This is a genomic window from Dyella silvatica (assembly GCF_026283955.1).
GTDB classification, from domain to species: domain Bacteria; phylum Pseudomonadota; class Gammaproteobacteria; order Xanthomonadales; family Rhodanobacteraceae; genus Dyella_C; species Dyella_C silvatica.
The window spans coordinates 1-22,595 of the sequence record NZ_JAPDPE010000026.1 but is presented as its reverse complement, the minus strand read 5'-3'; the positions used below and the strand labels follow the sequence as shown (position 1 = coordinate 22,595).

22 protein-coding genes are annotated in these 22,595 nt (G+C 59.3%); 9 read left to right on the top strand and 13 right to left on the bottom strand.

What is annotated here, in order from left to right:
- Nucleotides 1–7: 7 nt before the first annotated feature.
- A complete protein-coding gene (locus OUZ52_RS07325) occupies nt 8–721 on the top strand; it encodes an AraC family transcriptional regulator (RefSeq protein WP_266157728.1) in 714 nt (237 codons plus the stop codon).
- Between the two features lie 107 nt (nt 722–828).
- Here the strand turns inward: OUZ52_RS07325 and OUZ52_RS07320 are convergent, their stop codons facing one another.
- The 3 genes from OUZ52_RS07320 to OUZ52_RS07310 form a co-directional block, all read right to left on the bottom strand.
- The gene (locus OUZ52_RS07320) at nt 829–2,145 is read right to left on the bottom strand and encodes a hypothetical protein (protein WP_266157727.1); all 1,317 of its coding nucleotides are present in this window, start codon (nt 2,143–2,145) and stop codon (nt 829–831) included.
- Nucleotides 2,146–2,303: 158 nt separating this feature from the next.
- Nucleotides 2,304–2,666 carry a YXWGXW repeat-containing protein gene (locus tag OUZ52_RS07315; RefSeq protein WP_266157726.1) on the bottom strand — a complete coding sequence of 121 codons (363 nt, stop codon included), beginning with the start codon at nt 2,664–2,666 and terminating at the stop codon, nt 2,304–2,306.
- Nucleotides 2,667–2,778: 112 nt separating this feature from the next.
- The gene (locus OUZ52_RS07310) at nt 2,779–3,111 is read right to left on the bottom strand and encodes a hypothetical protein (protein ID WP_266157725.1); all 333 of its coding nucleotides are present in this window, start codon (nt 3,109–3,111) and stop codon (nt 2,779–2,781) included.
- A gap of 234 nt (nt 3,112–3,345) precedes the next feature.
- Between OUZ52_RS07310 and OUZ52_RS07305 the strand changes: the two genes are divergently transcribed.
- From OUZ52_RS07305 to OUZ52_RS07295, 3 genes are all read left to right on the top strand, one after another.
- Complete coding sequence (locus OUZ52_RS07305; RefSeq protein ID WP_266157724.1) at nt 3,346–3,945, top strand: TetR/AcrR family transcriptional regulator; 600 nt, start codon at nt 3,346–3,348, stop codon at nt 3,943–3,945.
- A 94-nt stretch (nt 3,946–4,039) separates the two neighbouring features.
- Entirely contained in the window at nt 4,040–4,978 is a 939-nt protein-coding gene (locus OUZ52_RS07300) for an alpha/beta fold hydrolase (RefSeq protein WP_266157723.1), read from the top strand.
- Between the two features lie 181 nt (nt 4,979–5,159).
- Entirely contained in the window at nt 5,160–6,290 is a 1,131-nt protein-coding gene (locus OUZ52_RS07295; protein WP_266157722.1) for a PepSY-associated TM helix domain-containing protein, read from the top strand.
- Nucleotides 6,291–6,377: 87 nt separating this feature from the next.
- Here OUZ52_RS07295 and OUZ52_RS07290 read toward each other — a convergent pair whose 3' ends face one another.
- Complete coding sequence (locus OUZ52_RS07290) at nt 6,378–8,192, bottom strand: beta-ketoacyl-[acyl-carrier-protein] synthase family protein (protein ID WP_266157721.1); 1,815 nt, start codon at nt 8,190–8,192, stop codon at nt 6,378–6,380.
- Nucleotides 8,193–8,533: 341 nt separating this feature from the next.
- Nucleotides 8,534–9,490 (bottom strand): AraC family transcriptional regulator, encoded by a 957-nt coding sequence (locus tag OUZ52_RS07285; protein ID WP_266157720.1) that lies wholly within the window; start codon nt 9,488–9,490, stop codon nt 8,534–8,536.
- A 163-nt stretch (nt 9,491–9,653) separates the two neighbouring features.
- Between OUZ52_RS07285 and OUZ52_RS07280 the strand changes: the two genes are divergently transcribed.
- The 4 genes from OUZ52_RS07280 to OUZ52_RS07265 all read left to right on the top strand — a co-directional run bounded on the left by OUZ52_RS07280 (nt 9,654) and on the right by OUZ52_RS07265 (nt 14,855).
- Nucleotides 9,654–10,541, top strand: coding sequence for an NmrA family NAD(P)-binding protein (locus tag OUZ52_RS07280; protein ID WP_266157719.1), 888 nt, complete (start codon nt 9,654–9,656; stop codon nt 10,539–10,541).
- Nucleotides 10,542–10,712: 171 nt separating this feature from the next.
- The gene (locus OUZ52_RS07275) at nt 10,713–14,174 is read left to right on the top strand and encodes a methylmalonyl-CoA mutase family protein (RefSeq protein ID WP_266157718.1); all 3,462 of its coding nucleotides are present in this window, start codon (nt 10,713–10,715) and stop codon (nt 14,172–14,174) included.
- 95 nt (nt 14,175–14,269) lie between these two features.
- On the top strand, nt 14,270–14,548 hold the full coding sequence (locus tag OUZ52_RS07270; RefSeq protein ID WP_323135324.1) for a type II toxin-antitoxin system RelE/ParE family toxin: 279 nt from the start codon (nt 14,270–14,272) through the stop codon (nt 14,546–14,548).
- Between the two features lie 16 nt (nt 14,549–14,564).
- On the top strand, nt 14,565–14,855 hold the full coding sequence (locus OUZ52_RS07265; RefSeq protein ID WP_266157717.1) for a HigA family addiction module antitoxin: 291 nt from the start codon (nt 14,565–14,567) through the stop codon (nt 14,853–14,855).
- Nucleotides 14,856–15,154: 299 nt separating this feature from the next.
- On the opposite strand, the gene OUZ52_RS07260 is transcribed toward OUZ52_RS07265, so the two are convergent.
- Nucleotides 15,155–16,918, bottom strand: a complete 1,764-nt coding sequence (locus OUZ52_RS07260) for a hypothetical protein (RefSeq protein WP_266157716.1) — start codon at nt 16,916–16,918, stop codon at nt 15,155–15,157.
- Nucleotides 16,919–17,282: 364 nt separating this feature from the next.
- On the opposite strand from OUZ52_RS07260, the gene OUZ52_RS07255 reads away from it, so the two are divergent.
- Complete coding sequence (locus OUZ52_RS07255) at nt 17,283–17,537, top strand: hypothetical protein (RefSeq protein WP_266157715.1); 255 nt, start codon at nt 17,283–17,285, stop codon at nt 17,535–17,537.
- 105 nt (nt 17,538–17,642) lie between these two features.
- On the opposite strand, the gene OUZ52_RS07250 is transcribed toward OUZ52_RS07255, so the two are convergent.
- The 7 genes from OUZ52_RS07250 to OUZ52_RS07220 form a co-directional block, all read right to left on the bottom strand.
- Nucleotides 17,643–18,692 carry a hypothetical protein gene (locus OUZ52_RS07250; RefSeq protein WP_266157714.1) on the bottom strand — a complete coding sequence of 350 codons (1,050 nt, stop codon included), beginning with the start codon at nt 18,690–18,692 and terminating at the stop codon, nt 17,643–17,645.
- Nucleotides 18,693–19,270: 578 nt separating this feature from the next.
- Nucleotides 19,271–19,681: a hypothetical protein gene (locus tag OUZ52_RS07245; RefSeq protein WP_266157713.1), complete on the bottom strand. Its 411-nt coding sequence runs from the start codon at nt 19,679–19,681 to the stop codon at nt 19,271–19,273.
- A gap of 54 nt (nt 19,682–19,735) precedes the next feature.
- Nucleotides 19,736–20,575: a restriction endonuclease gene (locus OUZ52_RS07240; RefSeq protein WP_266157712.1), complete on the bottom strand. Its 840-nt coding sequence runs from the start codon at nt 20,573–20,575 to the stop codon at nt 19,736–19,738.
- 214 nt (nt 20,576–20,789) lie between these two features.
- Nucleotides 20,790–21,194, bottom strand: coding sequence for an addiction module antidote protein (locus OUZ52_RS07235; protein WP_425493812.1), 405 nt, complete (start codon nt 21,192–21,194; stop codon nt 20,790–20,792).
- 60 nt (nt 21,195–21,254) lie between these two features.
- Entirely contained in the window at nt 21,255–21,398 is a 144-nt protein-coding gene (locus tag OUZ52_RS07230; RefSeq protein WP_266157711.1) for a type II toxin-antitoxin system RelE/ParE family toxin, read from the bottom strand.
- On the bottom strand, nt 21,385–21,543 hold the full coding sequence (locus OUZ52_RS07225) for a type II toxin-antitoxin system RelE/ParE family toxin (RefSeq protein WP_266157710.1): 159 nt from the start codon (nt 21,541–21,543) through the stop codon (nt 21,385–21,387). Before OUZ52_RS07225 ends, OUZ52_RS07230 begins: the two co-directional genes overlap by 14 nt.
- 187 nt (nt 21,544–21,730) lie before the next feature.
- On the bottom strand, nt 21,731–22,595 hold an 865-nt coding region (locus OUZ52_RS07220), incomplete at its 5' end, for a M90 family metallopeptidase (RefSeq protein ID WP_266157709.1).

Below are 22,595 nucleotides of genomic sequence, written 5' to 3'. Positions count from 1 at the left end.
AAATTCGATGACCATGCAGATTTCAGCCGATGAACTGGAGGCCTTGTTCGACGCGCTGCCGGATGTAGTGTTTTTCGTCAAAGACAGCGATGGCCGCTATACCCACGCCAACCTCACCCTGGTGCGGCGCCTCGGCCTGAAGCAGCGCAGTCAGGTGATCGGTCGCAACGTCACCGAATTGTTCCCGGCCACCATGGGCGGTTCCTACGCATCACAAGATCGCCGAGTGCTCGATGGCGAGGTGATCGAAAACCAGCTTGAAGTGCACATATTCGCCAATCGTTCCCCCGGCTGGTGTCTTACCTGTAAACGGCCGTTGCGCGAGGGCGGCGAGATTCGTGGCGTGGTCGGTATTTCGCGCGATCTCGGCAAGCCTGACGGGCGTCATCCGACCTATGTCCGCCTGCGCCGCGTGCTGGCCTACCTGCAGGAGAATTACGCACAAAGTGTGCGCGTCCACACGCTGGCCGAATTGGCCGATGTTTCGGTGGCGCAACTGGAGCGCCATTTTCGCCGGGTGTTTCAGCTCACCCCGCAGCAGGTGCAAACCAAGCTGCGCATCGAGTCAGCCATGCGCTTGTTGCACAGCGCCGACAGCGTGGCGGCGATCGGCCTCGCTTGCGGCTTTGCCGATCAGAGTGCATTTGCGCGGCAGTTCAAGGCGACGGTGGGCATGACGCCGCGCGATTACCGCGCCATGGTGACGGTCGTGGCACGCTAGATATGGCTTGAAACATCAACTCAAGAAAACTGCCGCGCCCAGCTGTAAGCCGTTTCCACGTCATGCGATCAAGTTCTGAAGCAATCCGATGCCAATGATCGCGATGATCAAGACATCGCCTGGGCCTGTTTCAGTGATTCCTTCAGGGTTTTCAGATCCTTCCATCCGGAGAATTTTTTCACGAGCCGTCCATGGCGGAATACGTAAAACGTCGGCATGGCCCAGCTATCCAACATGGACCATTCATCGTTCTGCCACGCGATATGGATGATCTGGTCAGGCAGGCTCTGGTTCCACTTTCTGACCGAACTGAAACTTTCGTCCTGACTCGCCAGCCATATGGCGTTGTCTGCGAACAGGCTTCGCAGTTGCGGATCGCCATCGATGGCTCGTGCCGCATCCTGCGAGAAATGACAGGATGCGACGACGACTATGCGTAGTGGTGCAGATAAGTCGAAAGCCTGACGAACCATGACGCCCTGCGGATCGTCGAGGGTCAGGGCGGTAGGCCATCCATGGGGCAGTGATTCGCCCTCTTTCAGGGTTGGAACGATCTCGACGTCCATCGACGGATGATCGGCTACAAGCTTCGCCGCCTCATCGAATCGACGGCTGGCAATGAATACCTGATAGAGACTGCCATAGTCGCTGTCCATCGCCATGCCGCGCTGTTGCATCTGCGCAAGATCCAGACGCAATTGATCGATATGTTTTGCATCCGGAATGAAAAATACGGCCTGTTCCGCTGCACGTTTCAGCAACCGCAGGTCCGGGCTGCTGGCTACTCCTATCGCATCAGGCGTTTGATAATCATCAAAGAGCCGATCATAACGTTGACGATCCAGCGTGAAGCGCTTGACGTCGGGCATCGAAAAATCCGACTTGGCTAGAACCAAGTCGTCATAGTGACGCTCGATAGCGCTCTCTGGGCAGGTATCGAGCGAACAGTTGCGAGCCTTGGCGTCCAAGCGTCGTTCGTTCTCGATGCGCTCACGTTGGGCAGGCGAAAGACCTACGCCATCCGCGTAGGCTTTCACCCCAAACAAGCTAAACAACGCGACCGCTTGCTCATGGGTCAAATCATTCATGGCGTCGCCCAGCGGCACGCTTCGAAGCCCGCGCGGCCCGAAATCCAGTTGCGCCAGAAAGCGTTTGCGACCACCGGTAGAGAGTCGATCGAGTGGGGATGTGCCGGGCTTCACGCTCTGCAGGTAAAGCGCCAGTTGCGCCTTGGAGGCAATGGCTACCTCATCCGCCGCCACGGCGGGAGCCGGCGATGGGACACCGATGCATATGGCCAGCAAAAATAGCGGAGATAGTTTCATGGTTTTTTTGGCGGAGGATCGGTATGGCATCGGATCATCGGAATGGATGGCTGAAAATATGCAGCAACAAGACCCTGAGGTCGATAGACCTGGCAGCACAACCTGGATCTGCCTATGAACTTATTGCTTGACACCGACTGAGCGGCCGAGCCAATAACTTCTCGCCGCAGCGGAATCGCCATTCTCCAGGCGAAAAAAATCTGCCGCGAATATCGCGGCAGATTCGTTCGACACTTCATGACGTTAACGCGGTGCGATCAGCCAGTGATCCAGGCGCCGACGCGGAAGTGCCAGCCATCATTGGCGCGCTCCCAGTGCGGATGCACATAGCGATAACCCGGACGGATGACTTCCCAGTGACCGCGCACGGCGACGTAGGCATGGCCGTTCCAGTACCAGTGACCGCGCGACCAGATATAGCCCTGGCGCGGAGCCGGATCGACTTCGATCACCTCCACGGGCGGCGGTTGCGGCGCGACCACTTCGACGTATTCGCGTTGTACCGGTTGCTGCTCGATGATGACTTCACGTGGACGCGGACGGTCGTGCACGACGCGCTCTTCAACACAGCCGCTGGCAAGCAGCATCAGACCGGTAAGAGCGACAAAGCGAATAGACATAGAAAGTGCCTTGGTGAAAGAAGTGAAGTAAACCGCGCTAGCGCGCGGGTGCGCAGCGTTACCTTTGCAGCGTTTTGCGGCAAGCTGATTTCAAGCGCAGGTTGTTGCGCGTTCAGCGCCCCCAATAGCCATCGCGGAAGCGCCAGCCATTGCCGTAGCGGTTCCATTGCGGCGGGCGATAAATATAGCCTGGGCGCACACGAATCCAGTTACCGCGAACCCATACATGGCGATGGGCCGGCCCGCTCCAGATCCAATAGCCCGGGCCCCAGACATAACCCACGCGCGGCGGTGGCACGACTTCATAAATAGGCGGTGGCGGCGCTACCCCGATATTGATGGCGACATAACTGCCGGCGCTCGATGGTGGCGCGTAAACGCCTGCGGCAAGCGCCACGCCCAACCCGGCAAGCCATGACCATGATCGTGCGTTGAGTCGGTTCATAAGGTTCTCCCTCCTCGCCGCGAGATAAGCGGCGTAGGCCAAAAAACGTTGGTCAAGAGTGTGTGTTGACCGCCATCGTTCGGCTCGTTCAGCTTCGAGCGTGATCAGGGGCGGGCAGTGCTGCGTGCGTCCGTGCCCGGGCAAATCGCTGCGGCGCCTGGGTTAGGCGGCAGATTTAATGCTGCGTGGCAGCAATGTTGAAAAGAACGAACGGTCGTGCTATTTATTCGCCCCATGAACGCACAGCAAGCCGCCAGCAAGGGTGAATCCACCCGCGAACTGATTCTCGACAGCGCCTACGAGCTAGCCCGTGGCGATGGCTTGGAGGGGCTTTCGATTGGTCTGCTCGCCAAACAGGTCGGCATGTCAAAAAGTGGCGTGTTTGCCCACTTTGGCTCGCGCGAAGATCTGCAACTGGCCGTGCTGGAGGCGGGCAGGCGGCGCTTTCTGGATCAGGTGCTACTGCCGGCGGTACAGCTTCCGCGTGGTTTGGCGCGGCTGCGCGCCATCGTGCACAACTGGTTTGAATGGGTACATCGCTACGAGTCCGGCTGCGTGCTACTGGCGGCAGCCAGTGAGTACGATGGCAAAAATGGTGCGCTGCACGATGCTGTGGTATATCAACAGGCAGGGTGGCGGGAGTCGATGATCCGGGCCATTGGCTACGCCATCGCCAGCGGCGAATTGCCCGCTTCCACCGATGCGGAGCAGGTGGCTTTTGAAATCCATGCGCTGGCATTGGCGCTTCATCAGGACGCTGGCCTGTTTGGTTATGAAGGCGCGATTCGCCGGGCGCGCCGGGGCATTGAGCGATTGCTTGGCCCAGCAGCATGAATCATTCCATCAATCATTTGATGGCTGGCCGCATCCAAGCCGATGTCATCAAGACCGACCTCATCAAAGTTGATTTCATTGAGGAAGCACGCTCATGAACCGCACTCATCGTCAGGCCCATTCGAAGCATCACGGCACCGCCGCCCTGCTCAAGCTGAGCGCAGTGCGCGCCGGTTTTGCGGTCGGCAGCCGGATCGCACCGAAGCGCACCGTCAATCGCGCAGCCCGCTTGTTCAGCACGCCGTTCGCCAGCAGCCGCAAGCGCGCCGCCGCGGTGTTGTCGCAAACCGATGCGCAGCGTGGCGAATTGACCATCAACGGTACGCGCATCGCGACCTATACCTGGGGCGATCCCGGCAAGCAGCCGTATGCGCTGCTGGTGCATGGCTGGTCCAGTTTCGGCCTGCGTTTTCAGCCTTGGGTAAAACAATTGCGCGCGCTGGGTTTGGCGGTGGTCAGCTTTGACCAGCCGGGCCATGGCGATAGCGGTGGCCGCTATTGCACGCTGCCCGATTTTGTCAGCACCGTGCGCGAGATTGGCCGTCACTACGGCAACGCGGCGCTGGCGGTCGGCCACTCGCTGGGCGGTACGGCGGTGACCTTGGCGCAAGACGAGCACTGGCAGGCGCAGCGCTTGATCCTGATCGCCCCGGCGGCCGATCCGGTGGCGGCGACCAGTCGTTTCAGCCGCTTTGTGCGCCTGGGCGCGCATCTCAGCCAGCGCCTGCATGACCGCTTCGAGGCGCTTTCCGGCGTCAATATCCATGACCTGCAAGTGCATCGCCATCTGCCGCGGATGGGCCAGCCGGCGTTGATCGTGCACGACCTGGACGATCACGATGTGCCGTGGGAAGAGGGCGAGCGCTACGCGCGGCACTGGAACGGCGCGCGTCTGCTGACCACGCAAGGGCTGGGGCATCACCGGGTGCTGGACGCACCGGAAGTGGTCAACGCGGCATTTGCGTTCCTGCGTGGCGATGCGGTGGGCGAGCGGGTGATCGCCTCGCCGAACTTGCCGTTTGGTATGGACTAGCCGTCCGCCGCTCGATCCCGCCTCTGCCACCGAGAGGCGGGCTGCCTTTGAAAGAAGCCGCTCGCGCTAACGGCGTTTGATGCCGTAGTTCGTCGTAGCGGGCGCCATGTTAGGCTCGCCCACCACCTGCGCCAGCCTGTTCCCGCATGATTCTGTTCGTACTCAACACGGCGACTGTCCGATGACGTCGCGCCCGGCTGCCCCGTCGCTCACCGTGGTTCGCCGGCGTTTTCGCTGGCGCGATGTCTTGCGCACCTTCCATCTATGGACAGGCTTGAGCATTGGCGTGTTGTTCGCCGTGCTTGCACTGTCGGGCAGCTTGCTGGCGTTTCAAATGCCGCTGCTGAGATGGCAACACCCCGAATTGACGCGGTATGCCTTGCCGACCATGGCGCAGAACGCGGTGGTGCTTGAGCGCATTTATCAAACCCCGTGGCCAACGCCGGCGCGTAATGCCGATATGCCCAGCGCCGAGTTACCGGTGTGGCAGTTGTATCTGGGCGGCGATGTGCGTGTTTATCTGGACCCGCTCGACGGCCACCCGCTGCTGACGCGTTCGCCGCAGAACGACTGGCTGCTTTGGTTGCGTCTACTGCATACGCATTTGCTCGGCGGCAAAACGGGCGAGCAGGTACTTGGCGTGGTAGGGGTGATCGAACTATGCCTGCTGATTTCCGGGGCTGTGTTGTGGTGGCCGCGGCGCGGTCATTGGCGTAACTCGGTGCGCATGTATGCGCAGCCGCCAACGCGGCGCTGGCGCAGCTGGCATCAAAGTTTTGGCGCGGTGCTGTTGCCGTTGTTGCTGCTGAGCACCGTGACCGGGGTGTTATTGATCTACAAGGATTCGGCGCGCAGTGTGTTGCGCACGGTGTTCGCCGATCATCAAGCGGATTTCAAGCCACCGTCACCGCTGGCCAAGCAAGATGCACCGATACGCTGGCTTGATGCATTGACTGCCGCGCAAGCCGCGTTGCCGCAATCGGAGTTGCGTCGCATCTCGTTACCAGACGCCAAGAATGCGGCGTTGCTGATACGTGCGCGCGGTCCCAACGAATGGAATGCCGTGGGTCGCAGCACGGTAGTGGTCGACCCTTACGCCGGCAAGGTCATCGCGGCCTACGATGCCGACCAGCAAGGCACCGGCGCGCATGTCAGCGATGGGATTTATCCGTTGCATGCCGGTGCGGTCGGCGGTAGCGCCTGGCGATTGGTGATTGCCTTGATCGGCTTGCTGCCCGCGTTTTTCGTCACCACCGGCTTTCTGTTCTGGTGGACACGCACGCGCCGCAAAAGAGCCGCCTTGCCAGGTTGATCGCGGTAACGCGTGATTCCCCCGTTATCCCGGCTTTTGCCGGGATAACGGTTGCGGTCTTTGTTGCGGTGATTACCCTTGCGGGTTTTATTCTTCGCCGTGCCAGCGATGCCGTTCGGCCATCGCCAAGGCCAGCTTCGGGCCGCGACGGAATGCGCGTTCGCGCTGTTCGCGCTCCTTGCGCAGTTGCGGCCAGCGCTCCAGATAGGCGGCTAAAACATCTGCGTCGAGTTGATAGCGAGCCAGTGCGGCAGGGTTGGCCGAACGCAAGGCGACCGCGCCGTTGTATCCGCCGAAACCCTGCGTGGCGCAGACCGCGCCGCTGTCCGTGTGGCCTTGCAGCGGTGCTTTTTGTAGCTTGAATGCGACCAGCGAGGACTCCAGCTCCGGGTCGACCTGGCGCAGGGTCGGTACGCCCGGCGCGGGTTTGCCCAGGACGTACTGCAAGGCCTGCGAGATCGCCTTGAGGCCGGTCTCGCCCATGGTATGGCCGTCGCCCAGCGCCTTGGGCGTGCCGACGAACATCGGCGGCAGCGGGCCCTTGAAGCCCTGGCGCAACGCGGCCCCGGCCCGCGCGGCGGCGGCGGTGTTCAAGTCGCTTTTTGAATTGGTGCGCGTGCCGGTGGCGTGGGCCACCAGATATTCAAAATCGGCAACGCCGTAGCCATGGGCTTGGTGGGCCATGTCCAGTGCATGGATCATCGCGTTCTCGCCACCAAAGCCGACGCCGGCAAAATGCGCCTTGCCACCTGCCTCGCCACTTTGTCCCCAGCCGACAATGATCGAGCTGATGTCGAGGAAGTTGCGCAAGGCAAAATCCAGCGTGGTGATCAGCAGGCCCGAGCCGGCATTGCCGACCACGGTGCCGTTGGCGTCGACGTCGAACGGCGCCAGGCTTTCGCCCACCGTGCGCTGCGCGTCGGGGCCATGGCCAGCATTTACCTCGGCCAGCTTTTCGCTGGTCATCAAGGCGCCGGTGCCAAAGCCGTCGAAAATACCGAAACGCGGCTGCAGGCCGGCATCGGCGGCGGTCAGCAAGGCCATTTTCGGCCGCTGGAAACCGGGGTAGTCGAACAGCAGCTGCGGGGCGATATCACACAGCGCAATCAGGCTGGAGGCGCAGGCGCCCACCGCGGTCAGCGGGGTTTGCGGCACGCGCATATAGCCCGGATCGTCGGAGCGCAGCGAATCGCGCAGGGCGGGGTTTTTCAGGGTCCGGCTGAGGCTGTACGCCGGTGCCAGCATGGTCGATACCAGGGCCGGGCCATGCGAACCCAGCGAGCTGGCCAGACGTACCGCGAAACGGTCGCGCGGAATGCCCTCGGGCGGCGGCGGTGCATCTGGACGAATCCACTGCGCCAGCGAATCCATGCCACCAAACGCGGTGGCGGCGCTGACCCGAAAACCGTAGGGGTTGCTGACCAGCTCGGCCAGCGGCAGCGGCAGCCCGGCCAGGGCGCCGAGCGCGCCGTAGGCGAACAATTGCGATTGCAGCGATGGCGACAGCAACGGTTCGTCCTGGAACAAGCCGTACATGTCTTTCAGTGCCGAGCCGCGCACATCGTCGTAACGGATACCGGCCAGGCGGCGCAGGCCGCCTTCTTCCAGGTCGTGCGGCAGGCTGGCGGCAATGTCGGTTACCGTTTGCTGCGGCGCCAGCCGGCTCGGATCGATCCGCCGAATGCCCAGGTTGGCGCGCAACTGGGCGCCGTGACGGGCTTCGATATCGGCCAGGCTGGCCGGCTGGCCGGCGTGCTCGCCGCCCACCCAGCGCATGGCGGAGGCCTCGGCGCCCGGGTCGTCGAATTCAATCAGCCCGGCGTCGAACGCCGCCATGGCGATGAAGTCAGCGCTGCCGCGAACCAGTGCCTGATAGGTCTCCGTGCTGCCCACGGCGGACATCGTGCACGGCGTGCCTACGGTGACTAAAACTTGATGGCCGCTCAGCACGATGCATACCCGGCGAGCTGGGCCTGTGGGTGACAACGGATGATCAGACGCGTGGCGCCTGCAAAAAGTGATCGCACTGTAATCCTCATATCGCTCGTCATAAGGCAAGGCAGACGCCATGGGCCAGTGGCGGTATACCGTCACTGGCTGCGTCTGCCGCCCCTGTGTGAGCCGTTAAAAAGAGCAACTTACCTAAGCCGAGCCAGCGATGCTAGCTGCTACCGGCGTGGTTTTGTCGTGATGGGGCGTCGGCGCGGGCAAGTAAGCGGCGCAGGCCTTGTCCGGCAAGGCTTTCAGGCGCTATGGACCTGGCGCCGCGCGGCCCCCGGCGAGACCCCGATAAAGCGCTTGAAGGCGCGACTAAATGCCGCTTCGGACTGGTAGCCCAGGTCGCTGGCCAGGTCGCCGATGGCAGCGTCGTGCTCTTTCAGCTGGGTCAGCGCCAGATGCATGCGCCAGCGCGCCAGATACTGCATCGCGGGCAGGCCGACCAGCTCGCTGAAGCGCGCGGCAAACGCCGAGCGCGACATCGCCACTTCGCGCGCCAGCGAGGCCAGCGTCCAGGCGCGGGCGGGTTCGCGGTGAATCAAGCTGATGGCGCGGCCGATCTGCTTGTCTTGCAGAGCCCCCAACCAGCCGGTCTGCGCCCTGGGGTCGCGTTCGATCCATACGCGGATCGCCTGGATCACCAGGATATCGGCAAGCCGGGTAATCACCGTTTCGCCGCCCGGTCGCAGTGTTTGGGCCTCGGCCGCCATAAAGCGCAGGGTGCTTTGAATCCACTCGGCGTGTGGCAGTTGCGAGGCCTCGATGCGAATCACATTGGGCAGCAACTCCATCAAGCGGTGCGCGGCCGGGTGGTCAAAGCGCACCGCGCCGCAAACCAGTTGTGTGGCATGGCCGCCACCACCGTGGCGGATCACCTCATAGCGTTCGCTGGCGCATTCGCGCGGCAGCTCGAACAGCGGCGCCGCCGTCGCACCGGCCTCGCTGAGCAGATCGTGGCCCTCGCCGTGCGGTACCAGTGCAAGGTCGCCCTGTTGCAGCAACAGAGGTGTGCCGTCGCCCATGTCCAGCCAGCAACGCCCCTGGGTCACCACATGAAACATCAGGCAATGCTGCATCGGCGGCAGCGCCAGCCCCCAGGGCGCGGTGAACTCCGAGCGGCAATAAAACGTGCCGCTCATGCGTAAAAAGTGCAGCGCCTCGCCCAGCGGGTCGACCGGCGCCCAGACGGCTTGATCGTTCATGGCGCGAGTGTGCGCTGGCGCTTATCGCGTCGTCCACCGCCGCAAAGAAAGCTCGTGGACGATCGAGCATCAAGCAGCGACGCGCCAGCATGGAGTGCCGCCGCCATGCAAATCGATACTGCCCACGAGCCAACCACAGCGCCGGCAGCGGCAGGAGACAAACATGATTACCGTGATGGGAGCCACCGGGCATACCGGTCAATATCTGGTCGAACAATTGCTGCAAGCGGGCCAGCAAGTGCGTGCGCTGGGCCGCTCGGCCAGCCGGCTGCAGCCGCTGGCCCGGCTCGGCGCCAGTGTGCTGGTGGGCGAGCCGGACAACGCTGCTTTTCTTACCCGTGCCTTCCGCGATGCGGCGGCGGTATACACCTTGCTGCCTTACGACATGCAGGTGCCCGATTACTACGCCATGCAACGCGCGCAGGGCGAGGCCATCGTGCACGCCTTGCGCGAAAACGGCACCGGTCATGTGGTGTTCCATAGCAGCCTTGGCGCCGAGCTGCCCGCGGGCACCGGGCCGATTGCCAGCATGCATGAGCAGGAGACGCGCCTGCGCGGCTTGAACGGCTGCAACGTGCTGATGCTGCGTACCGGTGCCCTGTTCGAGAACTTCTATGGTGCGCTGGGCGTGATCAAGCAGGCTGGCCTTAACGGTGACGCGGTGGCGCCCGATCTGCCGATACCGATGATTGCCACCCGCGACCTCGCCGACGTCGCGGCCAAGGCGCTGATCGCGCGCGACTGGCATGGCGTCGTGGTGCGCGAGCTGCTCGGCCCGTGCGACCTTTCCTATGCCGAGGCTACGCGTTTGCTGGGCGAGCGTATCGGCCAGCCCGATCTCAACTATGTACAGCTCACTGCGGAAGATATGACCGGCGCTTTGCTCGGCGCGGGTTTCTCGCCCAACCTGGCGGGGTTGTATGTCGAGCTGGCGCAGGCGATCAATCAAGGGCGGATCAAATCGCTGGAAGGGCGCCATCCAGGCAATACCACACCCACCCGATTCGAAGATTTCGCGCCCGAGCTGGCGGCGGCGTATCAGGCGATGTAAGTCTGGCGACAGGCCATGCAGGCGAAGGCCATAGGCCCAGCGTTGGGTGGCATGCGTCCCGCCGTGGCCTTTGGATCGAGGCACGGCGGGCGGCCCGGGGCAGGGCATGGGAGCGGCGGGCGCACGCGCTACAATTCGCCAGTTCCCTCCCTGTGAAGTTCCGGAGTCGTCATGAGTTCGATCGCCAAGCACGTTCCCGCCAGCGCGGCCCAGTCAGAAAGCAGCCCGCTGCGTTTCGTCACCGCCGCCAGCCTGTTCGACGGCCACGATGCGGCGATCAATATCATGCGCCGCATCATTCAATCGCAAGGGGCTGAAGTCATTCACCTGGGCCATAATCGCTCGGTCGAGGATGTGGTTCGTGCTGCACTGCAAGAAGATGCCGACGCCATCGCGCTGTCCTCCTACCAGGGCGGCCACGTCGAGTACTTCAAGTACATGGTGGACATGCTGAAAGAGCGTGGCGCGGCGCATATCCGCGTGTTCGGCGGCGGCGGCGGCACCATCACCCCGGAGGAGATCCGCGAACTGCAGGCCTATGGGGTGGAGCGCATCTATCACCCCAACGACGGCATGAAGCTCGGCCTGACCGAGATGATCGAAGACGTGATGCAGCGCGCCGGCAAGGCCGCCGTGCAGCGTGCGCAGAACGAGGGCGCCTCGCTGCCCAAGATCGACATCGACGACGAGATCTCCATCGGCCACATGCTGTCGGCCATCGAAGAGGGCAAGCTCTCTGACGTCGAGCTAGAGCATCAGCGTAAACAATGGAAGCTCGCCGGCAAACAGACGCCGGTACTCGGCCTTACCGGCACCGGCGGTGCGGGTAAATCATCGGTGGTGGACGAGTTGCTGCTGCGCTTTCTGCATGCCTTCCCCACGATGCGGATTGCCGTGCTGGCGGTCGACCCGACCCGCCGTCGCTCTGGCGGCGCCTTGCTCGGCGACCGCATCCGCATGAACTCACTGCGCAGTCACCGCGTGTATATGCGCTCCATGGCCACGCGTCGCCAGCACGCCGCGACCAGCATCGTGCTGCACGACTGCATCGATTTCTTGAAGAGCCAGCCCTACGACCTAGTCATTGTCGAAACCGCCGGTATCGGTCAAAGCGATTCGGAAATCGTCGACCTGGTCGATTTCCCGGTCTATGTGATGACCAGCGAATACGGCGCCGCCAGCCAGCTGGAAAAGATCGACATGATCGACTTCGCCGAGCTGGTTGTGCTCAACAAGTTCGACAAGCGCGGCGCCGAAGACGCGCTGCGCGATGTGCGCAAACAGTGGAAGCGCAACCGCACCGCCTTCACCCTGCAAGACGAAGACGTGCCGGTGTACCCGACCATCGCCAGTCAGTTCAACGACCCTGGCGTCACCTGGATGTTCTCCAATCTTTGCCGGCTGATGCGCGACAAGCTGCAACTGCCCGCGGAAAAATGGTCGCCCCAGCTCGACACCAGCTTGAAGTCGCCGCGCGCCACTGTGCTGATTCCCGGCAGCCGCGTGCGTTACCTCGCCGAGATTGCCGAGCAGGGTCGCGCCATCAACAGCAGCATCGAGCGCCAGGCCGAATACGCCAGCAAGGCGCAGCACTACTACGAGGCGCTGAAAGAACTCGGCGACGAAAAACTGCCGCGCGCGCTCGACCTTTATCACAGCGTCGACCTGCACGCCGAAGGCGACCGCTCGCTGATCACCCTGCGCAAGCGCTATAACGCCGCGCTGAAAGAACTCAGCCACGAGGCCATCCATCAGCTGCGCGAGTGGCCGGCGCTGTACAAGTCGGTCACCGCCGACGTCAACGAATACAAAGTGCGCGACAAGGTCATTCGCGTCGAGAACTACCGCGACTCGCTTAGTCACCAGAAGATTCCGAAAGTGGCGCCGCCGAAGTCGAAAGACTGGGGCGAGCTGGTCAGCTTCCTCGGTCGCGAGCACTTGCCGGGTCATTACCCGTATACCGGTGGCGTGTACCCGTACCGCCGCAGTGGTGAAGACCCGACCCGCATGTTTGCCGGCGAAGGCACGCCGGAGCGCACCAACCGCCGCTTCCATTACCTCAGCCAGGGCGGTGCCGCCACGCGCCTGTCCACCGCGTTCGACTCAGTCACCCTGTATGGCGAAGACCCGGCACCGCGCCCGGATATCTTCGGCAAGATCGGCAACTCCGGCGTCAATATCGCCACCCTGGACGACATGAAGAAGCTGTACTCCGGCTTCGACCTCAGCGCGCCAAGCACTTCAGTCTCGATGACCATCAACGGCCCGGCGCCGATGATCCTGGCGATGTTCATGAACACCGCCATCGACCAGAACGTCGAGAAATACCTGCGCGAAGACGATGCCCGCTGGGCCGTTGCCGAAAAGAAAATCGCCGAGATCTACAAGCACGTGCCACGCCCGAAGTACCACGGTGAATTGCCCGCCGGTAACGATGGCCTCGGCCTGGGTCTGCTCGGCGTCTCCGGCGACGAGCTGGTCGATGCGGAAACCTACGCACGCATCAAGACGGAAACTCTGCAGGCGGTGCGCGGCACCGTGCAGGCCGACATCTTCAAAGAAGACCAGGCGCAGAACACCTGCATCTTCAGCACCGAATTCGCCCTGCGCATGATGGGCGACATCCAGCAATACTTTGTCGACAACAAAGTGCGCAATTTCTATTCGGTATCCATCTCCGGTTATCACATCGCCGAAGCCGGCGCAAACCCGATCAGCCAGCTCGCCTTCACCCTGAGCAACGGCTTCACCATCGTCGAGTACTACCTCGCCCGCGGCATGAGCGTGGACGACTTCGCGCCCAACCTCAGCTTCTTCTTCTCCAACGGCATGGACCCGGAATACACGGTGATCGGCCGCGTCGCCCGCCGCATCTGGGCCCGCGCCATGCGTGAGCGCTACGGCGCCAGCGCCCGCAGCCAGATGATGAAGTACCACATCCAGACCTCCGGCCGCTCACTGCACGCGCAAGAGATCCAGTTCAACGACATCCGCACCACCCTGCAAGCCATGTACGCGCTGTTCGACAATTGCAACAGCCTGCACACCAACGCCTACGACGAAGCGATTACCACGCCGACCGAAGAAAGCGTGCGCCGTGCCGTGGCGATCCAGATGATCATCAACAAAGAGCTAGGCCTCAACTTCAACGAAAACCCCTGGCAGGGCAGCTACGTCGTCGACACGCTCACCGACCTGGTGGAAGAGGCGGTATACAAAGAGTTCGAGGCGATCAGCGAGCGCGGCGGCGTGCTCGGCGCGATGGATACCATGTACCAGCGCGGCAAGATCCAGGAAGAGTCGATGTACTACGAGCACAAAAAGCACGACGGCTCGCTACCCCTCATCGGCGTCAACACCTTCCTGCCCAAAGACCACGGCGGCGAAATCGCCACCGAGATCGAACTCATCCGTTCGACCGAAGAAGAGAAAGGTCAGCAGATCACCAACGTGAAAGGCTACGGCGATGCGCGTAATGCGCTGGCGCCGGAAAGCCTGAAGGTGCTGCAGAACACCGCGCGTGATCGCCGCAATGTGTTCGAGCAGTTGATTGAGGCGGTGAAGTACAACTCGCTGGGGCAGATCTCGCACGCGTTGTATGACGTGGGTGGGGAGTATCGGCGGAATATGTGATCCATTGGATCAATGAGAGAGAGGGCCGCCATCTGGCGGCCTTTTTTCTATGACGACTTGCGTCATATGACGGTTGGCGTTATGGTCCGCCGGGGATCAGAAGCTTTGCCGACAAGGAGGCGGAAAAGATCTGCGGCGGAACGCCTTCGCGGCGTCTGCCGGCCGATATCCAGTCCGTGGCGCGTCGCAAACTGCGTATGCTCGGCAATGCCTCCGTGCTGGACGATCTGCGGGTTCCACCAGCTAATCGGCTCGAAGCCCTCAAGGGCCATCGCAAAGGCCAGTACAGCATTCGGATCAACGATCAATGGCGTATCTGTTTTCGATGGATGGATGGCGACGTCTACGACGTGGAAATCGTCGATTACCACTGACACCAACGAGTCGATCATGAAGAGCCTGCCCAATATCCATCCCGGCGAAGTGCTGCTTGAGGAGTTTCTGACGCCCATGGGCATCAGCCAGAACGCCTTGGCGCGCGCTGCCGGCGTACCGCCGCGGCGTATCAACGAGATCGTGCTTGGCAAGCGTGGCGTCACGGCAGATACCGCGGTGCGTCTGGCCGTGGCCTTGGGGACCAGCGAACGCTTCTGGCTGGGGCTCCAAGCGGACTACGATCTGGAGGAAGCCCACCGGGCGCTCGGCAAAGCTATCGAGCGGATAGAGCGGATTGCGGCGTGATCTTCCCGTCTAAGGGGTGTAGTGGCGAAATCGCTGCCGTAATCGAGTTCATTTGAGGTAGGGGGGGATTGACAACGTGAAGCGCTATGGTGAGGTGCGGAACGCACTGGCTTCGGACAGTCTTAAAACCGAACGACATCGCAGCAATGTATTTGAGCGGTTGATTGAGGTGGTGAGGTAGAACTCGCTAGGGCAGATTTTACATGCGTTGTATGACGCGGGTGGGGAGTATCGAAGGAGTATGTGGGTTTTAGTTTTAATGTGTACAAAAAAAAGCCCACAAATGTGGGCTTTTTTTGTTAGGCCTTAGGAGATGTCAATGGAAGCTGTATTTGTGTTTCTTGTGACAACCTGGCTGTGTATTCATCTTTAATAGAAAGCAATGGATCATAGAGGCGATGATAAGCGTGACCGACTGCTCCGCTGAAAAGACGAAGTTTCGGGCGATCATCAGCTGTTCCGTAGGCTAAGACATGGGTTGATGATATACCAGGGTAGGGGTCGACGAACACGATTTCCTTAATTCCAAGTTGATATGCTTTTTTTGAACACAACTCGCAGGGGCTTGCCGTTGTATATAAGATGCCATGTTCAATGCCGTTACTTCCATACTTGGCTAATTGTAAAAATGCATTTTCTTCAGCATGCAGGGATCTGGTGTGAACTTGATTGCTTTTTTTGGTTATAGAATTGTAAGCATCTTTAAAGCAATAAGGGCATCGAAGCCCTTGACTCGTTTTTAATGTCTCTCTTTGTTTAAAGGTTTTACTCAAATGATTTTTTAGGTCTTGGCTTTTCTTTTCATAGTCGCTAAATGCATTTGAATCATCGCCTTTGATTAGATCATCGACATTTCTTAATAAGCACGGCACTTGGCCTTTTGCGACATCATTCCAGCCCACGGATTTTATAGAATAATTCTTATCGGCTACTGCTGCGCCGACTTGGCGCGAAATACAGCCGCTGTTGAGCTTTGCTACGAAAGCTATTTGCATGCACCGCTCGTCGCGCGTTGGTGTAACCAATCCTGGTCTTAGTGCAAGTGCTACGTATCTGACTAATTGAGCATTTAGATATTTGCCTAGTAGGCCAATTTCTCCAGGCTTTCCTGGATTGTGTATAAAAATGTCCGCCTTTTGGATGCAATCCATTAAATTTTGTGAAACAAAAGACTTGTAATCATCGAGGTGCTTTGTGGTGGAGCTATATTCTTTGTCGTCTAGCCTGGTAATGTCAGCTTTACTTAGGCCGTTATCTGCTAGTCGTGCTCTTCTGGCTTCGTCATCAGTCGTAATTGCAACGGCATAAAATGATCCGAAATGATCACGTAAATAAACTAGTTCAAGAGGATTTCGAATCGCGTCAATGACTACCCGTGTGCTGGTTATTTTATTTGATTTGTTATGGCTTTCAGCTGCATGAACTAGCTTTCTTAGGCGGATCATTAGGTCGAATAGTTTTGAGGCATCTGGGGAATTGTCTGTGGCTTTTCCGCTTAAGCGTACGTTATCTCCAATTGTTTGAAAAAATGGCTGGAAGAAATTTCCAAATTCTTTTCGAACTTCGTTTAACTGCTGAGAAATCTCGATGTTAAAAAAGTTCCACGCACTGGTTTTAATATCTTCGTCGTCTGAGAAATTCATTGCGTCGTAAAATGATGCGTAGTCCCTGTGATTTTGCATCGTCTTGTGTAAGTGCTGTAAATTCGATATGGCTTGTTCATTAATTTTTTGAGTACGAATTAATCTATCTATATTCTCCCAGGGCTCTTCAAGTAGGAAAGAGTAGATCGCTGCCGACACGGAGATGCACTTGAAAGGCACCCACTGAGATTTGGCAAAGTCTTGCGATATTGCAAGCTTCCTTTTTTCAGGTTCTGGTGAGTCTTCATATGTTAGAGATATTTCGTCAAACGGCTTGGAGAGTTGCAATGCCGCTGTTGTGCATCCACTGCCTGTTCTTCCCGTGAGGGCTACGACCATCAGGTCTCGCCGTTCCTCGTATGCTGCGGCGATGCCTCGAATAAGTTCCATATGTGGAGTCCCCTTAGAATCCATATCCATTAATACTCTATTTTGGTGACCGGAAAAACAAGGGGCGAAAAACTAAGGGGCAGATTGCACTTTTTCCGTCAGTCGTCTCGGTGTCATGCTGCCTGTTGTGCTGCTCGGGGCCAACTCACTACTAACCCGTCTTGATTCCATTTTGATTCCTCAGAGTGCACTTTTCAGCTGGCAGCCTTCCAAATATAGGCAAATATAGGGGTCAGTGACATTTAATTCTGGCGAAAGCAAATGTCGGCTGCGCAAGTAGAAACGTCCACTCTGCCCCCCGATTTTGGATCGTTGCTCCAGGCGGGTAACGACGATATACGAGCGGAGCACGCTCAACCGGGCTATCGTGCCGTCCTGATCACGAAGAAACGCCATGATGAAAAGCTACGACCCGCCGCTGACCACGAACCCCCATGCTCCCCTTTACCGCGTCGATAAAGCGATTCAGTCGGCCCAGCAACGGCTGGATGCCGCTATCGACGCGAAGCGGCATCACACTAACCACAATCTGGCCCATGAGGTGATCAAAGAGGCTCGCGAAGGGCTCAAAAAGTCTGAGCATCTGCGTGTTCTCAAGATCAAGGAACTCGCGCAGAAGGCGGCGGAGATCGAGACGGCTGGAAAGTAGCAGCAAGTGGTTCGTAGGACGAGTTGGGACGGTTTGCGCCGAGGGCAGGCGGAAAGCGTCGTGTTGATGAACAACCTCGCGCACCTGCCGATGGCAGCTGCTATCTCAGTGCAAACCCACGCTTGAGGAAACCGCTGGCATCGACGACTCGGCCGCTGCGCGTTGAGGCGTATCGAGCGGGCACCATGTCTTGAGGCGCTTGCCCGCACGGAACAGATCGATGCATTCACGCATCTCGGCCTTAAAGGCCAGATCAGGCGTATCCAGCGGGCAGCCGTCCGACAGCGACTGGCCTGCTCTGTACTCGGCGATGCAGCTCGACAGTGGTGGCGGCGTGGCCGGATGCAGATCCTCGACCAGTGGCCGCGATGGCAGGTTAAGGCGCTCGTCGTGATTCTTTGGCGAAGGCGGTACCGGAGGCGCGCCGCATAGCGGGTTGAAACCAGGGCGCTTGGGATCGCAGACGCTTTTAGCGATGTCCTTGATCGCATCGCCTATATGGCGACTCACTGCACCGCCAGCCGTCTCGTTCGGCGGCGGGAAATATTTGTCGAAGCGGGTGGTCTGGGTGTGCATCCGGTCGGTGTCGTGCTGCATGATTTGACGATCGTCTGCGGGCTTGGCTGGCTTGGCCTTGGGGCTTGCTGTTGCCCAGGCGGGCTGCGTCGTGGGCGGTAGCCGCACCGAGCCATTTTTCGAGAACAAACTGGTGGCGGGCGGCGTGGCCACGGAGGGCGCCGGCGCAGGTGCGGCTTGATGATCCTGCACCACCATCGCCTCACGAGATGGCTTCTCGCGCGTCACGGGGCGAGCACGTGGAGGCACCACCTGTGGCGGTGGCACCGGCGTGGGCAGTGCGGGTGGCTCAGGCGGTGGTGCGGCGAGCGGCTTGCTGGGGTGATCGATCAGGCGCACGATCAGCGCCCGATCGATGTTGACATGCGTCACTTCTGGCTGCGACGGCTTGAGCTGTATCTCGTGCCACAGCACCAGTGCGAACAGCGCGTGCAGTAGCAAGACGAAAGTCAACGTAAGCGCCAGCGCCGGGCGCGTCAGCGGTGGCTGTCGCCAGCGATGGCGGCTCAAGCTCTCGCGCGTTTCGCTGTTGAGCAATGCCAGGCCGCGGGTACGCTCCCCTTCCTGTCGATGTAGCACCTGCCCGGAATCTTCGATGACACTGCCTTATTCAAGCCAACTACTGAAACGAAACCTGCGCAGGCCGTCAGCGCAGGTTGCTGCTAGCCCCGGTAGACAGGTTCTGTCATTCAGGGTTCCCTTGATCGGAAACGGAGGAAGTTAAATGAGGTTCGCTTAGCTTGCTCCGTTCTGCGTTCTCCAAGTCAGGAAAGGTGTCAGGGACTTTTTCCAAAAGCAGAGTGGTCATAAACGGAGAGGAAGGCAATTGTCTTCGCATACTTGCGCCTGCTGCGTGACAAGGCACCAAGCTATGACTTGATCGTGCTCGATCCGCCGAAGTCGCCCCCACCGCGCAGCATATGGAGCGTGCCTCTCGCGCATACTGGCAGATCAACTTGTGGGCGGTGAAACTGCTACGGCAGGCGGCCATCTCATCACGGTTACCTGCTCAGGCGGTATGGAACTTAACTTAACAACTTAAAGGGTCAGATTCGTTTCTACAGCTGATAACAGATGAGTGATCAGGTAGTACAGGGCGAGCTAGCAACGGACGCGCTCACCTTTTGTGCTGTCTCCCAGGATGGGTCGACGGCCACTTAATTCCGGGAGCTGGCCTGAGAAAGCGGAGGATCTATCAGATAGATGCCGTAGGGGCCGTTGACACTCTGTAATAGTCCCTGGCTATTCGCGGCTACAAAGAACAAGTACTTGCCACCCAGAACACAACAATCTGGTGCGGACTCGGCAATGCCGTTCGAATAAATTACTTCGACATCTCCCGTCGCCGTACCTTTAAGCAAGGTATCAATCCGAACCTGCGCCACAGATTCGCTACGTGTGCGGCGTAGATCCTGATAGTCAGCTTCTTTCACTGTCCCGATGAAGACGAAAGTGGACTTTGCGACCTTCTCTTCCAGGGAAAGTTTAGGTACTTCAAATGCGCTTAGGCCAGGAGAGTACGTAAGCAATGTTTGTATGGCGATAAGAGCCAAAACAGTCGCAGTCAAACTTGGAGCTCGCATAGCATTCCAGAGGCATGGGGGAGTAGTGGGCTATTGCGATCATGCCGCTCTCGTCCCCCGACAAGCCGGATACTTCGCGCAACCCCAGAAGCGATCTTTCGAACTTCGATTTGAGCGCTGAACCATATCGGCGCCGCATTTCGGGCAGGCTGGATGGGTTGACGGCGTCGGATCGGGCGGTGGCTTAGCTACCACAGCCACAGGTTTGGTCGTTGCTATTGCTGCTTTTGTCGGCGGCGGCGTTTGACTCTCTCGCACCATCGCAAGCAACGCTTCACCATGGATCAGCTCAATAGGCTTGCCTTGTGCAAAGCGCTGTGCGTCCGCAGTGTAGTTACCCACTGCCACGATCTTCACCCCAGCCGCACCGTGATGTGCCAATAGACCAAACATCTCTCGCACGACCTTGACGTCAATGCGTTGCGTCTTCCATTGCTTGCACTGCACGAGTGTGGTTTTGCCATCCTTATGCAGGATCAGGTCGATGCCGCCATCGGCGCCACCCAGCCCGGTTTCATGGATGGTGTAGCCGCGGCGACGAAACGCCTCGCCCACCAGCATCTCAAATTCGCGCCAGTTCATCGCGCGAAGGCTGTCTAGTCCAGTCTGCGTTTCCAGCAGGCTTTTTCGTCGTCGGCTCTTCAAGTAAGAGCCGAGTGCTGCGGCCCAGCAAAGAACCAGGACGAGCCACGCAAGCGGGGCAAGAACTCCGGTGGAGTAGATTTTTCCCATGCCCGAGAGATAAGGATTAGTGCTTATACCGAGGGCCCAACCAATGCCGTAACGGATGGCGATATAGCCAATCAAGCCGAGCATGATGCCGACCGGCCACGGCATCGAGGCAACCGTGTCGATGCCACTCCCCCTGCGTCTTGCCATAGATCCTCCCCCTGAGTGCTGCATGGCTTGCGAACCATACTGCGAATAAGTGGCGAAGACATTATGGCCGGGCAATTAGACCTCGGGGTTTAGCCTTGGCTGCTGGATTATGAAGAGTCTTCAGCCACTAGTAGTAGGCCCGCGAATACCAGGCTTATGCGTTAGGTGAAGCGCGTCAAGTCTATGGTGAGGACGTTGTGAAGGCGAAGTGAAGTTAAACCTGTGCTCTTCGCTTCTGCTTAGGTGTGACAGGCTTTGCCTGCCGCAGTTGTCCAGCAGATTGAATGGACTTGCTAGCCTTGCCCGGCTTTGCCGGTTTCGCTGGCTTGTGTTGCTGTAAAGGTGTGGCAGTCATCCGCAGGCCAAGCGCCCTCATGACTTTGTCTACCGTGGTAAAGCCCGGTTTGGCGCCGGGCTTCAACGCTTTATAAAGGCTCTCGCGACCAAGGCCGCTGGCTTCTGCAACCTGGGTCATTCCGCGTGCGCGAGCAATGTCGTTGAGTGCGGAAAGGAACAAGTCACTGTCGTTTTCTGCCATCACTTCGTTGATGTATGCGGCGATAGCCTCATCACTGTCGAGATACTCGGCAGGATCGAACGCCGAGAACTTGGTGCGCATGGCTTTTCCTTTCTGGGTTTCACATGGTGCTCTATATCTTTCTGGAGCCTGCATTGGCGCTTAGCGCTGCGCCAGTATCTTCTTTGCCTTCGCAATGTCCTTGCTCTGGCTTGATTTGTCGCCACCATTCAATAGCAAATAAATCGTCTTGCCTTCCTTCGCGATGTAAAGCCGATACCCTGGGCCGTAGTCAATACGAAGCATCCGTGATGCCGTCAAAGTGTTTTGCATTACCCATGTTGCCCGCCACCAGCCGCTTGATACGGACCAGGATCTTGGCCTTGGCGGTCTGATCCCTCAGGCCCTTAAGCCATGCCGCGAATTCATCGGACTGGATGACTGTATTCACGCAAGCGAGTGTATCCATTTGGATACTCAAGTCAACAGATAGGATTGAGAGCTGATCCTGCCTGCCTTGCCTGCCTTGCCTGCCGAGCTGCCAATAGCAAGATATCCAATGTCACTTTTCCCGGAGGTTGTCCCGGTGTCACGCTGCCTGTCGTACCCGCTGAGGTTCGATCTTGGGCACTGAGCGCTTAGAACGGATGCTGCCGATAAAACTGCTCAAGCTGCCGATAGACGTCTGGCAAATGCTGGCGCAAGGCTGCCGGCGCCTCGAAGAATTGTTCGCTGGCCACTGCAAAGAACTCGGCCGGGTTTTCAAGGGCGTACGGGTCAATCGGCAGCTCAGTGCCATTGGCTTGCTCATCTTGCAGGCGATCCCATGCACCTGAGAAAACCTGCGTCCACGCGTGGCGATCCATCCGCCGGTGCAGCGGCGGAAAGCCGTTGGCGTCGCCGTTGAGCATGTCGAGCTTGTGGGCCATTTCGTGGATGACTACGTTGTGCCCCGGTTTCTTCCCGGCATTCAGCACATCTGCCCATGACAGGATCACCGGCCCGCGCCCCCATGCCTCGCCGGCCATCACGGTGTCGGTCTGGTGAACCACTCCCGCTGAGTCGATTTTGGGGCGACGTGGAATAAACGCGTCCGGGTACACGATGACGCTGTGCCAGCCGTCGTACCAATCAAGGCCCAGTTTCAGAATGGGCACGCAAGCATGGGCTGCGAGCAGAACTCGGTCGGCGTCGCTAAGTTCCAAGCCCTTGACCGGCTCCAGCGACTTGCTCTCCAGGAACAGTGTGGCCAGTACACGCAGTGCGGCCTGGTCAGAAGCACCCAGGCGACGCGCTGGAGCACAGTGCAGCAACGCGTGTTGCCACAGCGATTCGGCGATCGGGTGCCGAGCGACGATGCGCCGTGCGCGCCAGTTTCGGATTCTGTTGAACATCGCCAGATGTTGGAGGGCGTCGTGGCGAAAGCAAGGGGCAGGGTGGGACTTTCTGTAGGCACGGCGCCTTGCGCGGCAAAACAAAGGGCAGAGCGCATTTCCAAAAAAT